This window comes from Azospirillum brasilense (assembly GCF_005222205.1).
Classification (GTDB): domain Bacteria; phylum Pseudomonadota; class Alphaproteobacteria; order Azospirillales; family Azospirillaceae; genus Azospirillum; species Azospirillum brasilense_G.
Window position 1 is genome coordinate 2,459,937 of the sequence record NZ_CP032345.1, and the last position, 13,277, is coordinate 2,473,213.

Below are 13,277 nucleotides of genomic sequence, written 5' to 3' on the forward strand. Positions count from 1 at the left end.
GTTCCGATGACGCGCGTCTATCTCGACCACAACGCCTCGGCGCCCCTGAAGCCGGCGGTGAAGACGGCGATGATCCAGGCCATGGATCTCGCCGGCAACCCGTCGTCGGTGCACGGCTTCGGCCGCACGGTCCGCCGCGCGGTGGAGGAGGCGCGCGCCCAGGTCGCCGCCCTGGCCGGGGTGCGGCCCGCCCAGGTCTTCTTCACCGGCAGCGGGACGGAAGCCAACAATCTGGCGCTGCGCGGCTTTCCCGGCCGGGCGGTGGTCACCTCCGCCATCGAGCATGATTCGGTGCTGGAGGCGGTGCCCGGCGCCACCCGCGTCCCGGTCGACCGCGACGGTGTCGCCGACCTCGCCGCGCTCGACCGCCTGCTCGCCGACGCAGATGGTCCCGTGCTCGTTTCCCTGATGCTCGCCAACAACGAGACCGGCGTGATCCAGCCGGTGGCCGAGGCGGCGCGGATCGCCCGCGCGCACGGCGCGCTCCTCCACTGCGACGCCGTCCAGGCGGCAGGGCGGCTGCCGCTCGACCTCGCGACGCTCGGCGCCGACCTGTTGACCCTGTCGGCCCACAAGATCGGCGGCCCCGCCGGTGTGGGCGCCCTGATCCTCGCCGACGGGCTGGAGCCGGAGGCGCTGATCCGCGGCGGCGGGCAGGAGAAGCGCCGCCGCGCCGGCACCGAGAACGTCGTCGGTATCGTCGGCTTCGGCGCCGCCGCCCGCATCGCGCGGGAGGAGCTTCCCGACACCACCCGCCTGACCGCCCTGCGCGACGCGCTGGAGGCGCTGGCGCTCGCCGCCGTTCCGGCTGCGCGGGTGATGGGGGCCGGCGCGGCGCGGGTCGGCAACACCAGCAACCTGCTGCTGCCCGGCGTGGCGGGGGAGACGCAGGTGATGGCGCTGGACCTCGCCGGGGTGGCGGTCAGCGCCGGTTCGGCCTGCTCCAGCGGCAAGGTGAAGCCCTCCCACGTCCTGGCGGCCATGGGCGAGAGCGCGGGTGACGCCGCCTGCGCCATCCGGGTCAGCCTGGGCTGGGACAGCGACGACGCGGCGGTGGAGCGTTTCGCCGCCGCCTACGCCGCCATGGCGGCAAGGCTGGCGCGTGCCCCTGCGGCGTAATCGCCTCTCCATGACCTCCTCCTCCCGCCGCGGGCCGTGTAAGGTTGCGCGGCGCCCCGCTTCTGGGTATCACCCGGCCGAAGGGACGGCGGCGACCCGCCGCCCTCACGGCCGACCTGTGCAGCGTTTCAACGGACGGCAAGCATGACGATATCCGATTCCGGCCCGCCGCGCTTTCCCAAGGGCGAGTCCCCCAAGGGCATCGCCGGGACCATCGACGGCGATCTGGAGCCGTGCTGGCTGTGCGGCCGGTCGGTCGCCGCGCGCGCGATGTTCTGCCATTCCTGCGGGGCGGTGCAGGCGCCGCGCCCGCTCGACCATTTCACCCGGCTGGGTCTGGAGCGCCGCTTCGACATCGAGCCGGAGGCGCTGGCCCGCCAGCACGCCGGCTTCTCCCGCGCCATGGACCCGGAGCGCTTCGCGGCGCGCGGCGCGCGGCAGCAGGCCAACGCCCGCGCCCAGGCCGACGCGCTGGGCGAGGCCCATGAGGCGCTCCGCGATCCGGTGCGCCGCGCCCGCTATCTGCTGGAGTTGCTGAACGCCCCCGCCGCCGTCCTGTCCGCCGAAGAGGACGAGGAGGTGACCGCGCTCGCCGACCGGCTCGACGGCGCGCCGGACGCCGCCGCGGTGGACCGGCTGGCCCAGGACATTGGGCAACGGGTGGAAAGTTGCATCAAGTATCTTGCCATTGCCTTCCGCAACGGGCAGACCGACAACGCCGCGCGCATCCTCGCGCGGCTGGAGCGGTTGGAGGCGCTGGCGGCCGAATCCCGGACGCGGCGTGCCGGCCTTGCCCCGAAGTCACCCTAACCATCGCCACCGCACACCGACGCCTTTGTTCAGGAGAGCACCCCAATGCCCAAGATGACCTTCATCGAGCCGAACGGCACCCGCCACGAGGTGGACGCCCCGCTCGGCCTGTCCGTGCTCGAGGTCGCGCACAAGCACGGCCTGGACCTGGAAGGCGCCTGCGAGGGCTCGCTCGCCTGCTCGACCTGCCACGTCATCGTGGAGCCGGAGTGGTTCGACGTTCTGAACGAGGCCTCGGAGGACGAGGAGGACATGCTCGACCTCGCCTTCGGCCTCACCAAGACCTCGCGCCTGGGCTGCCAGATCATCATCAGCGAGGAGCTGGACGGTCTGGCCGTGCGCCTTCCCGGCGGCACCAACAACGCCATGCGCTGACCCACCGCCGCGGCGCCCTGGGGCGGCCGCGGTCTGCACCCGCCACCGGGAAACCGGCGCGCCAGCCCGCTCACGGGCGCGGCGCCCCCGGTTCCCCGGTGGTGAATTTTTTGGGAACCAGCCCATATAGGGCGCCATGATCTCCTACGCCAACTCCCTCGGCATCGCCAAGCGTCCCCAGGACACCCGCGTGGTCGTCGCCATGTCCGGCGGCGTCGATTCCTCCGTCACCGCCGCCGTTCTGCGGGAGGAGGGCTACGACGTGGTCGGCATCACGCTCCAACTCTACGACCACGGCATCGCCCTGCAGAAGCCGGGCGCCTGCTGCGCCGGGCAGGACATCTACGACGCCCGTCAGGTCGCTGACCGCATCGGCATCCCGCACTATGTGCTGGATTACGAGGGCAAGTTCTCCCAGGACGTGATCGACGACTTCGCCGACACCTATCTGCGCGGCGAGACGCCGATCCCCTGCGTGCGCTGCAACCAGCGGGTCAAGTTCCGCGACCTGCTGAACACCGCCCGCGACCTCGGCGCCGACGCGCTGGCAACCGGCCATTACGTGCGCCGCGTCCAGGGGGCGGGCGGGGCGGAACTGCACCGCGCCATCGATCCTGGCCGCGACCAGAGCTACTTCCTGTTCGCCACGACGCGCGAGCAGCTGGAGTTCCTGCGCTTCCCGCTGGGCGGCCTGACCAAGCCGGAGACCCGCGCCCTGGCCGAGCGCCACGGGCTGGAGGTGGCGGCCAAGCCGGACAGCCAGGACATCTGCTTCGTCCCCAACGGCTCCTACGCCGACGTGGTGGCCAAGCTGCGCCCCGGCTCGGTCGAGCCCGGCGACATCGTCCATGTCGACGGGCGCGTCCTGGGCCGCCACCGCGGCGTGGTCCATTACACGGTGGGCCAGCGCAAGGGGCTGGGCATCGGCGGCATCCGGGGCGAGGAGGAGCCGCTGTTCGTGGTGCGGCTGGAGCCCGGCCAGCGCCGCGTCGTCGTCGGCCCGCGCCGCGAGCTGGCGCGCAGCGTGGTGACGATCCGCGAGGTCAATTGGCTCGGCCCCACCCTCGCCCCTGGGGAAGGGCTGGAGGTGGAGGTGAAGCTCCGCTCCGCCCAGCCGCCGGCCCCGGCGGTGTGGCGGATGGGTGCGGACGGCACCGCGCAGGCCGAACTGCACGAGCCGCAATACGGCGTGGCGCCCGGCCAAGCCTGCGTCGTCTATCAGGGCGACCGGGTGCTGGGTGGGGGCTGGATCGCCGGAACGGGCGCCTGACGAAAACTTCGCAAAAAGTGAAATTTCAGCGTTGACACCCCAGTCCCCCTGGAATACATAAGCGGCCCCGGCACGAACCGCGGCGGCCAACACCGAAACGGACCGCGCCGGGAGATGATGGTAAGCACGATGGCAGCGTAGCTCAGTGGTAGAGCAGGGGAATCATAATCCCTTGGTCGGGGGTTCAAATCCCTCCGCTGCTACCATCAAGAAAGCCCCCAAACTTCCGCTGCGAAGTTCGGGGGCTTTCGCTTTCAGGACAACGCTTCCCAAGCGGCGCGGCTGGACGCGCGGAGCCGGTCATAGTAGTTACCGGTGCGGGAGGGGAGCATGCCGACTCCGTTGCCGCCGTTCGATCTCGATCTTCTGCGCACCTTCGTGACCATCGTCGATTGCGGCGGCTTCACTCGGGCCGCCGAGCGGCTGGGGCGCACCCAATCCACCATCAGCCTCCAGATCAAGCGGCTGGAGGATGGGCTTGGCAAGCGCGTCTTCGAGCGCAAGGGAAGCGGGCTCGTCCTCACACCCGAGGGTGAAATCCTGTTCGCCTCGGCGCGGCGCCTGCTGCAGATGGCCAACGAGACCTGCGCCCGTCTCATGGAGCCGGACGTCGGTGGCACGGTGCGTCTGGGGACGCCGGAGGACTTCGCCACGGTGCATCTGCCGGATGTGCTCTGGCGTTTCGCCCGCGCTCATCCCCAGGTCAATCTGCAGGTCAATTGCGACTTCACCGCCAACCTGCTCGACGGCTTTTCCCGCGGCGAATACGACCTGATCCTGTGCAAGCGCGAACCGCAGGGGACTTCGGTCGGGACCCGTGTCTGGCGGGAACCCCTGGTCTGGGCGGGGTCCACACGCCTTCTCATCGACGAGGGCGGTCCGATCCCGCTGGTGCTGGCGCCTTACCCGGACATCTACCGCAAGCGGGCGCTCGACGCCCTGGATGCCGCCGGGTGCCCGTGGCGGATCACCTACACCAGCCCCAGTCTGGCCGGCGTCCAGGCGGCGGTGCGGGCGGGACTGGGAATCACCATCCTGCCCAAGGAGATGGTCGTGGCCGGATTCCACATTCTCGGCGCCGAGCGCGGCCTGCCCGATCTGGCGGACACGGAGGTCGCCCTTTACCGCGCGCCGGGAACCCTGCCCAAGGCCGCCGACCTGCTGGCCGAGCACATCGTCCGGTCCCTTGAAAGCGTCCACGGAAGCATCGCCGGCTGATCCGTCCCGGGCGCAAGGCCCATCGGAAAATCCAATGGGCCGCATTGAGCGCAGCTGGTTGAGCCGATGGGAGCCGGTGGCCACATGCCGGCCAAGGCGGCAAGCGCCGCCCTTGGCGCATCGGGGGACGAGTCGGAAGACGACGACGCGACCAGCCCACGGCGCCAAACCGACGCACATTGAGCAGGAGATGTTTCCGATGGACGTGCGACTGCCCCGTGCTGGGACCAACCCGCGATACGACACCCTGTACGACAAGCATGTGCTGGCGAACTGGATTGCCTTGATCGCCGAGGATCGGGACCTCGACGCCGTCGGGATCGCCTCCCTCGCCGGACTCGAGGTCGGGACGGCGCAAGCCATGCTCGACGGCGATGTCAGGGAGCTTTCCGTCCAGGTGCTGGATGACGCGCTTCGGGCGGTGGAGGGGCGGCCAAGGTGCGGCACACTGGTCGGCGGGACCGTCGCGGCGCGTCCGCCGCATGCCGCCGCCAATGAGGTCACCAACGGCATCGCCGTCTGACGGGCGCGCCGAGGCCCTGGAAAGGGCGGCCTTTCCGGGGCCTCGGCGATGGCTGGGGATTCGAACCGGGTGTCAGCCCAGCAGGGCGCGGCTCATCGCCACGTAGAGCGGGATGCCGACGAGGATGTTGAAGGGGAAGGAAATCCCCAGGCACAGCGGCAGCGACAGGCCAGGGTCGGCGGTAGGCAGTGCATGGCGCAGCGCTGCCGGCACGGCGATGTAGGACGCGCTGGCGCACAGAGTGACCATCAGCACCGCATCCCCGAGACCCAAGCCGAGAGCCGAGGCGGCGGCGAGGCCGATGACGGCGCCCAGCAGTGGCATCACCAATCCGAAGGCGATCAGCCGGGCGCTGAGTGACGCGGCTTCCCGCAGCCGGGACGTGGCGAGATAGCCCATCCCCAGCAGGAACAGGCTGAGCGCTCCGTCCCAGGGGGCCACGAACAGGCCGCTCAATTTCTCCAGGCCGGGCTTGCCGATCACCAGACCGACCAGAAGCGACCCCGCCAGCAGCAGGACCGATCCGTTGAAGGCCGCTTCCCGAACCGCCTCGCGCAGCGAACCGCCGCGCTCCTCGTCACGGCCCTCATCACGGCCATCGTCGATGGGCATGGACATCGTGCCCCCGCCGGCCCCGGCCGCCACGGCGGTCACCCCCGTGGCGCCGGCAAGCAGCAGCCCGGTGATGATGGCCGGCCCTTCCATGATCGCCAGCGCCGCGACCATGTGGCCGCCGAACGGTACGCCGCTGCTCTCCAGAACCTTGGTGGCGGTGACGAAGGTGACGAGGCTGACGGAGCCGTAATGCGCCGCGACCGCTGCGGCGTTGACGCGGTCCAGTCCGACCGCCGAGCGCAGCAGGGCAAATCCCAGGAGCGGCATGAGCAGGCTGATCAGCCCGGCCGTCAGAAGGAGCGGCAGGACGGTGGCTGTGTCCGCCGTCGTCAGTGCGACGCCCCCCTTGAGGCCGATGGCAACGAGCAGATAAGCGGCCAGCGCCTTGTCGAAGCCCTCGGGAAATGGGATTCGCGCGCCCGCCAGCGCGATGATCGAACCAAGCATGAAAAACAGAATGGGTGCGGACAACAGCGTGTCCATATCGCAATTCCCTCGTCACGGTTGCCGGGCATCACGGTTGCCGGGCGGGGCATAGGCCCGCCCGGCAGGACGATACTGGCGCGAGGTTCTGATTAGAAATTGATAGGATCAAAAGCATCCATTAAGATTTTCAATGGGCGAGGTGGGCGGGATAGGGAGAAGCGCCCGTTGTCAAATCAGTCCTCCGTCAACGCGTGGGCCATGGCGTCCTGCAACGGCGCCAGCACATAGTCGATGGCACGGCGCTGGCCGGTCGCGATCAGCACGTCGGCGGGCATGCCCGGATGCAGGGCCGCCGGGCCGAGGCGCTCCAGCGAGCCGGGCAGGGGACGGACGCGGGCCACGAAGTAGGGGGCGTGGGTCGTCGGGTCGGTCAGGCGGTCGGCGGAAACGTCGACGACGGTGGCGTCGATCGATGGCGTGCGGCGCGGCTTGAAGGCGCTGAGACGCACCTGCGCGGTCTGGCCGGCCTTCACCACGTCGATGTCCAGCGGGTCGATGCGCGCCTCGATGGTCGGCGGGCCGCTGTCCGGAACGATGTCCATCAGCGGCTCACCCGGCTTCACCACGCCACCCACCGTGAAGACGGTCAGCCCGACCACGCGGCCCGGAACGGGGGCGCGGATCTCCGTGCGCTCCACCGCGTCGCGGGCGGCCTTCAGGCGGGCGGCGGTCTGGTCCAGGGCATTCTGCGCCTCCTCCATCTCCGCGGCGATGTCGGAGCGGCGGGCCGTCTCCTTGGCGTGGAGCTGGGTGTTGGCGACCGTCACCGCCTGCTCGGCCAGCAGGGCGCGGGCGCGGGATTGATCGCGGGTGCCGGCAAGGTCGGCCATGGCGCGCTTCAATGACAGGACGCGCAGCTTGCGTTCCAGACCCTTGTTGAAGAGGTCAAGCACGCCGGCCAGTTCCTCCTCGATGTAGACGATCTGCTCGGCTGCCGCGCGCTCCTGGGCGCGGTGGGCGGTCACCTCGCGCTCGGCCTGGAGGCGTTGCTCGCGCAGCACCGCGATGTCGCCGTCGTGGCGGGTCCAGCGGGCGGCGAACAGCTGCTGCTGCACGGCCAGGGCGCGTCGGGCGGCGGGTGCTCCATCCACCAGCTCTGCCGGGACGGAGAAGGCGCGCTGCCCGGCGTATTCGGCGCGCAGGCGGGCCATGCGGACCAGGGCGGCGGCCTGTTCGTTCGTCAGCTCCTCCAAGGTGGCGCGGCTCTGCGTCCCTTCCAGGCGGAGCAAGGTCTGGCCGGCGGCCACCGTGTCGCCATCGCGCACCGCCAACTCGGCGACGATGCCGCCTTCCAGATGCTGGATGGTCTTGCGGTTGCCGTCCACCACCACCGTGCCCGGCGCGTGGGCGGCGCTGTCCAGCGGGGCCAGGAACCCCCAGCTGAGCCCGGCGCCCAGCGCCAGGGCGATCACCGCGCAGCCCGCCCGCACCGCCCCGCCGATGGAGGGCTCGGCGCGGCGCGGCTCCGCCGGGATGGCGTGGCGGCTCAGGATCATGTCGGTTGCCGTCATTTCGAAAACTCCGGTCAGAGGGTGGCAGCGGCGGGAGCAGGGGCAGTGGCTGGGGCCGGGGTGGCGCCCATGCGCCGGACCATTTCGGCACGCGTGGCGGTCTGGTCGATCATGCCGTCGCGAAGCACGACGATGCGGTCGACCGCGTTGAGGACGGAGGCGCGGTGAGCGATCACCACCACGGCGGCACCGCCGGCCTTGGCCTCCGCGATGGCTTGCAGGAGCGCCGCCTCGCCGGCCTGGTCCAGGTTCGCGTTGGGCTCGTCGAGTACGAGCAGGCGGGGATCGCCGTAGAGGGCGCGGGCGAGGGCGATGCGCTGCCGCTGCCCGCCGGAGAGCCGGGCGCCGCCCTCGCCGATTGCCGTTTGGTAGCCGTCGGGGAGGCGGCCGATCATCTCATGCACGCCGGCCTGCCGCGCCGCCGCGGTGACCAGCGCCGGGTCGGGCTCGCCCAGCCGGGCGATGGCGTCCTCCACGGTGTCGCCGAGCAGGCCGACGCCCTGCGGCAGGTAGCCGACATGCCGGCCGCAGTCGTCGCGGTGCCAGCGCCACACATTGTGGCCGTCGAGATAGACGCCGCCCTGGGTCGGCTCCAGAACGCCGACCAGCAGCCGGGCCAGGGTGGACTTGCCCGCCGCCGAGGGACCGACGATGCCCACCGCCTCGCCCGGCTCCACCGAGAAGGACAGCCCGCGCAACGTCGGGCGGTCCGACCCCGGCGGGACGTAGGTCACGCGGTCCAGCAGCAGGGAGCCGCTGGGGCGGGGCAGGGGGGCGCCCGGCGCGGGCACGGCGTCCGCCGTGAACAAGCCGCGCAGGCGGCGCAGGCTCTCGCGGGCCGAGGACCAGTTGCGCCAGGAGTCGATCAACTGCTCGAAGGGCGCCAACGCACGGCCCATCAGGATGGAGGCGGCCAGCATGCTGCCGGGCGACACCTGCCGGTCCAGCACCAGCATCGTGCCGGCGGCGAGGATCGCCACCTGGGCGGTCATTCGGCAGACCTTGGCGAGCGAGGCGACGGCCTGTGCCCGTCCCGCGGTTTGGTTGACCAGACGCAGATGGTCGTCCTGGACCGCCTGCCAGCGGCGGCGCAAGGTGCCCATCATGCCCATGGCGGCGACGGCCTCCACCCCAAGGGACGCCGCCTCGACCTCGGCGCCATGACGGCACAGGGCGCGGTTGGCCTCGGCGGCGCCGGGCATGGTCAGCAGCCGGCCGAGCAGGCTCACCCCGACCAGACAGAGAATGCTGCCGCCGCAGACGAGGCCGTAGAGCGGGTGGATCAGCGTCAGGAACAGCAGGAAGACGAGGCTGAGCGCGGCGTCGAGCGGGGCAGTGAGGCTTGGCCCGGACAGGAACTGACGCAGCTCGTTGAGGTCGCGCAGAACCTGGGCCGGGCGGCTGGGACCGCCGCGCAGCAGGCCGCCCATCGACGCCTCCAGCGCGTCCATGGTCAGGCTGCGCGCCGCCAGATGGCCCATGGCCTGGGTCAGCCGCCCGCGGATCGCCTCGACCAGCCCGAACACGGCGAAGCAGCCCAGCGCCAGCAGCGACAGGGCCACCAGGGTCTCCACGCTGCGGCTGCCCAGCACGCGGTCGTAGACCTGCATGGTGTAGAGCGGCATCGCCAGCTGGATGAGGGCGAGAAAGACGCTGAAACCACCCGCGGCGGCAAGGCCGGTGGCGATGCGCCGACGGATCGTGCGCAGGGCGGGCGGGCCTGCCGGAGACGTATCGCGGGTTTCCCGTGCGGCCATGGGAAGGGCGCTCCTGTCGTCTGGAGAAGGGAAAGGGGCGCGCCGGGAAGGACGGCGCGCCCGGGACCTCGGTCAGGCGGATCAGTAGAAGGAGATGTCGCCCATCGGGTTGTCGCCCTTCACGATCAGGTCGTGGAAGCCGGTGTCGTTGGCCGCGTTCCACGTGACGACGTAATTGCCGTCCTTCTGCCAGATGCTGTATTGGCCGTCGGCGGGCGCGCTGGTCGAGCCGGCGTAGCTGTAGCTGCCCTTCAGCCAGATCTGGTCTTCGTCCTTGAAGTCGGTGATGGTGTCGGCCTGGCCGGCGTAGATGTCGCCGCTGTCCTTCGTCTCGAAGAAGAACCAGTCGGCCCCGGCCCCGCCGGTCATCTGGTCCTTCCCCATGCCACCGTAGAGGTCGTCGAAGGTGTCGCCGCCGCTCAGCGTGTCGTCGCCCTCGCCGCCGTAGAGCTTGTCGTACCCGCTCTCGCCGTAGAGCTGGTCGTTGCCGCTGCCGCCATAGAGCGTGTCGGTGCCGTAATAGCCCAGCAGCAGGTCGTTGCCCGACTCGCCGTAGAGCACGTCGTTGCCGTTCCAGCCGTCCAGCGTGTCGTTGCCGGACCAGCCGAGGATGGTGTCGTTGCCGTCATAGCCCTGCACGTAGTCATTGCTGACGCCGTACTTGATCATGTCGAGGTAGTCGGCGTTGTTGGTGCCATAGACGTTTGCCATGATGCGTTTCCTTCGGATCAGGGGATTGTGCCGTGCAAGGAGAGATGCTTCATTCGGCTTTATTCTTGCCGGTTCGCTCTGAAGACCTCGCCCTTGCACAGCCATTCTTCCCGGATCGGGCATCCGGCACTGTTGTCTACTTCACAGTTTTGAACAGGAGAGAAAAAACGCCGCGATCAGCGCCGCCGGTGCAGGATCATCCCGCCATGGTGCAGCACCCCGTCGATGAAATCGCCGTCGGCGGTGAAGCCGGTGTCGTCCCAATAGTCGATGTGGTCGCCGGTGACCCGATAGCGTCCCTGGTACGCCTTCTCCCGGCTGCCCCGCGCCTCGACGTAGCGGTTGTTGGGGAGAAGCTCGTGGCGGACGCGGCCGTCCTCCGTCACCCACAGGCCGACATAGGGGTGATCCGCTTGCTGCACTTCAGACCGGTCGGCGGTCTGGGCGAGCGCCTTGCGGTCGGGCAGGGCCTCGGCGCCGGAGGCGAGCAGGGCGGCGGTCAGGGTGGCGGTCCGGGCGAACGCGCGTTTCATGGCGTGCCTCCTTCCGACGGGCGGCGCTCGGCGAACAGCTCCGACAGGGTGCGCGCGGCGGAGATCGCGCGGGGGAAGCCCGCCGGGACGGTGACCATGTAGATGATCTCCTTCAGCTCGTCCTCGGAGATACCGGCGTTGAGCGCGTAACCGGCATGGATCTTCATGAAGGCCGTCTCGCCGATGGCAGCGAAGGCGGCGACCGCCGCCAGCTGGCGGGTTCGCGTGTCCAGCCCCGGCCGCGACCAGACGTCGCCCAGCGCGTAAGCCTCGGTGGCCTCCGCCAGGAAGGGAAACTCCTCGCGCATCCGCTCCAGGGTGGGCTGGGGCTGGCCGTTGTTCAGGCGGCTGATCACCTCGCCGCCGCGCTTGGCGCGCTCCTCCGTGGTCAGGGCGCTGGCCAGGGCGGGGGCGGGCATCGCCGGAACCGCGGCGAGCAGCCCCGCCGCGACGAGGGTGCGCAGGCGCGCCGGCTGACGGGTGAGAGTATCGGTGCCGTGGGTCATGCTTGGCCTTCTCCTCGATGGTGGGCTCAATGGCTGGCCGTGGGACGGACCACGATCTCGTTGGTGTCGACGTCGTCCGGCTGCTCGATGGCGTGCAGGATGGCCCGCCCGATGGCGTCCGGCTTGATGGAGACGGCGCGGTAGGTCCGCATCAACTCCTCGGCCTCCGGGTCGGTGATGGTGTGGGCCAGCTCCGATTCCACGACGCCGGGGCAGATGCAGGTGACGCGCAGCCGTTCGTTCTCCTGGCGCAGCCCGTCGGAAATGGCCCGCACCGCGTACTTCGTCGCGCAGTAGACGGCGGCGGTCGGCGAGACGGCGAGCGCCCCGATGGAGGCGATGTTGATGATCTGGCCGAAGCCCTGGCCGTTCATGACCGGCAGCACCGCGGCGATGCCGTAGAGGACGCCGCGGATGTTCACGTCGATCATGCGGTCCCATTCCTCGACCTTCAGCGAGGCCATGGGGGAGAGCGGCATGACCCCGGCGTTGTTGACCAGCACGTCGATGCGTCCGAACCGCTCCTGCGCGAAGGCTGCGAAGGCGGCCATGTCCTCGCGGCTGGTCACGTCCAGCGCACGGACCTCGGCAATTCCGCCCCCGGCCCGGATGTCGGCGGCCAGGGCCTCCAGCCGGTCCGTCCGCCGGGCGCCGAGCACCAGCTTCGCCCCGGCGGCGCCGAGGACGCGGGCGGTGCCCTCGCCGATGCCGCTGGAGGCGCCGGTGATGAGGATCGTCTTGTCGGTGATCGCGGTCATGGTCTGCTCCTCTCCGTCGATCGTTGCGGTGACGGAGAAAAGCTATGTCTTGCGGGTGGAATGTTCGAGTTGCCAATCATGAACGGGCTGGTTAGCATTCCTAACCAATGAACGATCCCTTCGAAGGCATGGCGGCGTTTCTGGCGGTCGCCGAGACGCTCAATTTCCGCCGGGCGTCCGAGCGCCTGGGCGTCACCCGCTCCGCCGTCAGCCAAGCGGTCCGCCGGCTGGAGGACCGGATCGGCGTGCCGTTGCTGCAGAGGACGACGCGCAGCGTCCGGCTGACCGACGCGGGCGCGCATCTGCTCGCCGCGACGCGCCCGGCGCTGGCGGAGGTCGGCACGGCACTGGAGAGCATCGCCTCAGCGCACGGTGCACCGGCCGGCACGCTGCGGCTGGCCGTCTCGTCCATCGCGGAAAGCATCCTGGAGGGGGAGGCGCTGGCCGGCTTCCTCGCCGCCTACCCCTCCGTCGGCATCGACATCCTGGTGACCGATGAAGAGTTCGACATCGTCGCGGCGGGATTCGACGCGGGCGTCCGGCTTGGCGAAGCCATCGAGCAGGACATGATCGCGGTCCCGGTCTCCGCCCCGCAGCGGCAACTGGTGGTGGGTTCACCCGCCTATCTGGCGGAGGCCGGCCGCCCAACCCATCCGCGCGACCTGCTCGCCCACCGCTGCATCGGCTGGCGTCCGGCGCCGGACGTGGCGCCCTACCGCTGGGAGTTCACCGAGGACGGCCGCGACTTCGACATCGCGGTGAACCCGCGGGTCGCCACCAACGACATGGGCATGATGGTCCGGCTGGCCCTGGCCGGTGCCGGGCTCACCTGTGGCATGGAGGAAACCTTCCGGCCCCATCTGGAGCGCGGCGCGCTGGAAGCCGTCCTGGAGGGCTTTTGCCCGCCGTTTACCGGCTTCCACCTCTACTACCCCAGCCGCCGGACGGTGCCGCCGCGGCTGCGCGCCCTCATCGACCATTTGCGGGCGCGGAACGGCGCATCGCCGGGGGCGTCACGTCAAGGGTGAGTCGAGGCTTTGCCGTGCCATCAGCGCAAACGGAAACGGCGGGTGCCGGAGCCCGAA

14 protein-coding genes and 1 tRNA gene are annotated in these 13,277 nt (G+C 70.3%); 8 read left to right on the plus strand and 7 right to left on the minus strand.

All coding sequences use genetic code 11. The annotated features are described in order from the left end of the window. Positions 1–6 precede the first annotated feature (6 nt). The 7 genes from D3869_RS11765 (at position 7) to D3869_RS33070 (ending at position 5,315) form a co-directional block, all read left to right on the plus strand. Positions 7–1,119 (plus strand): cysteine desulfurase family protein, encoded by a 1,113-nt coding sequence (locus D3869_RS11765; protein WP_137140190.1) that lies wholly within the window; start codon positions 7–9, stop codon positions 1,117–1,119. A 144-nt stretch (positions 1,120–1,263) separates the two neighbouring features. Next, on the plus strand, positions 1,264–1,929 hold the full coding sequence (locus D3869_RS11770) for a molecular chaperone DnaJ (protein WP_137140191.1): 666 nt from the start codon (positions 1,264–1,266) through the stop codon (positions 1,927–1,929). Positions 1,930–1,974: 45 nt separating this feature from the next. Then, positions 1,975–2,304 carry a ferredoxin family 2Fe-2S iron-sulfur cluster binding protein gene (locus tag D3869_RS11775; RefSeq protein WP_035672428.1) on the plus strand — a complete coding sequence of 110 codons (330 nt, stop codon included), beginning with the start codon at positions 1,975–1,977 and terminating at the stop codon, positions 2,302–2,304. Between the two features lie 136 nt (positions 2,305–2,440). After that, positions 2,441–3,574 carry a tRNA 2-thiouridine(34) synthase MnmA gene (gene mnmA / locus D3869_RS11780; protein ID WP_137140192.1) on the plus strand — a complete coding sequence of 378 codons (1,134 nt, stop codon included), beginning with the start codon at positions 2,441–2,443 and terminating at the stop codon, positions 3,572–3,574. Between the two features lie 131 nt (positions 3,575–3,705). Next, a tRNA-Met gene (locus tag D3869_RS11785) sits at positions 3,706–3,780 on the plus strand. 124 nt (positions 3,781–3,904) lie between these two features. Beyond that, positions 3,905–4,792, plus strand: coding sequence for a LysR substrate-binding domain-containing protein (locus D3869_RS11790; protein WP_137140193.1), 888 nt, complete (start codon positions 3,905–3,907; stop codon positions 4,790–4,792). A 199-nt stretch (positions 4,793–4,991) separates the two neighbouring features. Next, the gene (locus tag D3869_RS33070) at positions 4,992–5,315 is read left to right on the plus strand and encodes a hypothetical protein (RefSeq protein ID WP_175426446.1); all 324 of its coding nucleotides are present in this window, start codon (positions 4,992–4,994) and stop codon (positions 5,313–5,315) included. Between the two features lie 72 nt (positions 5,316–5,387). Here the strand turns inward: D3869_RS33070 and D3869_RS11800 are convergent, their stop codons facing one another. The 7 genes from D3869_RS11800 to D3869_RS11830 all read right to left on the minus strand — a co-directional run bounded on the left by D3869_RS11800 (position 5,388) and on the right by D3869_RS11830 (position 12,192). Continuing rightward, the gene (locus tag D3869_RS11800) at positions 5,388–6,413 is read right to left on the minus strand and encodes a sodium-dependent bicarbonate transport family permease (protein WP_137140194.1); all 1,026 of its coding nucleotides are present in this window, start codon (positions 6,411–6,413) and stop codon (positions 5,388–5,390) included. Positions 6,414–6,589: 176 nt separating this feature from the next. After that, on the minus strand, positions 6,590–7,927 hold the full coding sequence (locus tag D3869_RS11805; RefSeq protein WP_137140195.1) for an HlyD family type I secretion periplasmic adaptor subunit: 1,338 nt from the start codon (positions 7,925–7,927) through the stop codon (positions 6,590–6,592). Between the two features lie 14 nt (positions 7,928–7,941). Next, complete coding sequence (locus tag D3869_RS11810) at positions 7,942–9,684, minus strand: type I secretion system permease/ATPase (protein ID WP_137140196.1); 1,743 nt, start codon at positions 9,682–9,684, stop codon at positions 7,942–7,944. A gap of 81 nt (positions 9,685–9,765) precedes the next feature. Beyond that, entirely contained in the window at positions 9,766–10,395 is a 630-nt protein-coding gene (locus D3869_RS11815; protein WP_175426447.1) for a calcium-binding protein, read from the minus strand. 176 nt (positions 10,396–10,571) lie between these two features. Continuing rightward, a complete protein-coding gene (locus D3869_RS11820) occupies positions 10,572–10,928 on the minus strand; it encodes an Atu4866 domain-containing protein (protein ID WP_137140198.1) in 357 nt (118 codons plus the stop codon). Further along, positions 10,925–11,434 (minus strand): carboxymuconolactone decarboxylase family protein, encoded by a 510-nt coding sequence (locus tag D3869_RS11825; RefSeq protein ID WP_137140199.1) that lies wholly within the window; start codon positions 11,432–11,434, stop codon positions 10,925–10,927. The genes D3869_RS11820 and D3869_RS11825 overlap by 4 nt, the downstream gene beginning before the upstream one ends. Before the next feature lie 26 nt (positions 11,435–11,460). Continuing rightward, positions 11,461–12,192 carry an SDR family oxidoreductase gene (locus tag D3869_RS11830; protein WP_137140200.1) on the minus strand — a complete coding sequence of 244 codons (732 nt, stop codon included), beginning with the start codon at positions 12,190–12,192 and terminating at the stop codon, positions 11,461–11,463. Between the two features lie 107 nt (positions 12,193–12,299). Between D3869_RS11830 and D3869_RS11835 the strand changes: the two genes are divergently transcribed. Beyond that, on the plus strand, positions 12,300–13,220 hold the full coding sequence (locus D3869_RS11835; protein WP_137140201.1) for a LysR family transcriptional regulator: 921 nt from the start codon (positions 12,300–12,302) through the stop codon (positions 13,218–13,220). The last annotated feature ends 57 nt before the right edge of the window (positions 13,221–13,277 follow it).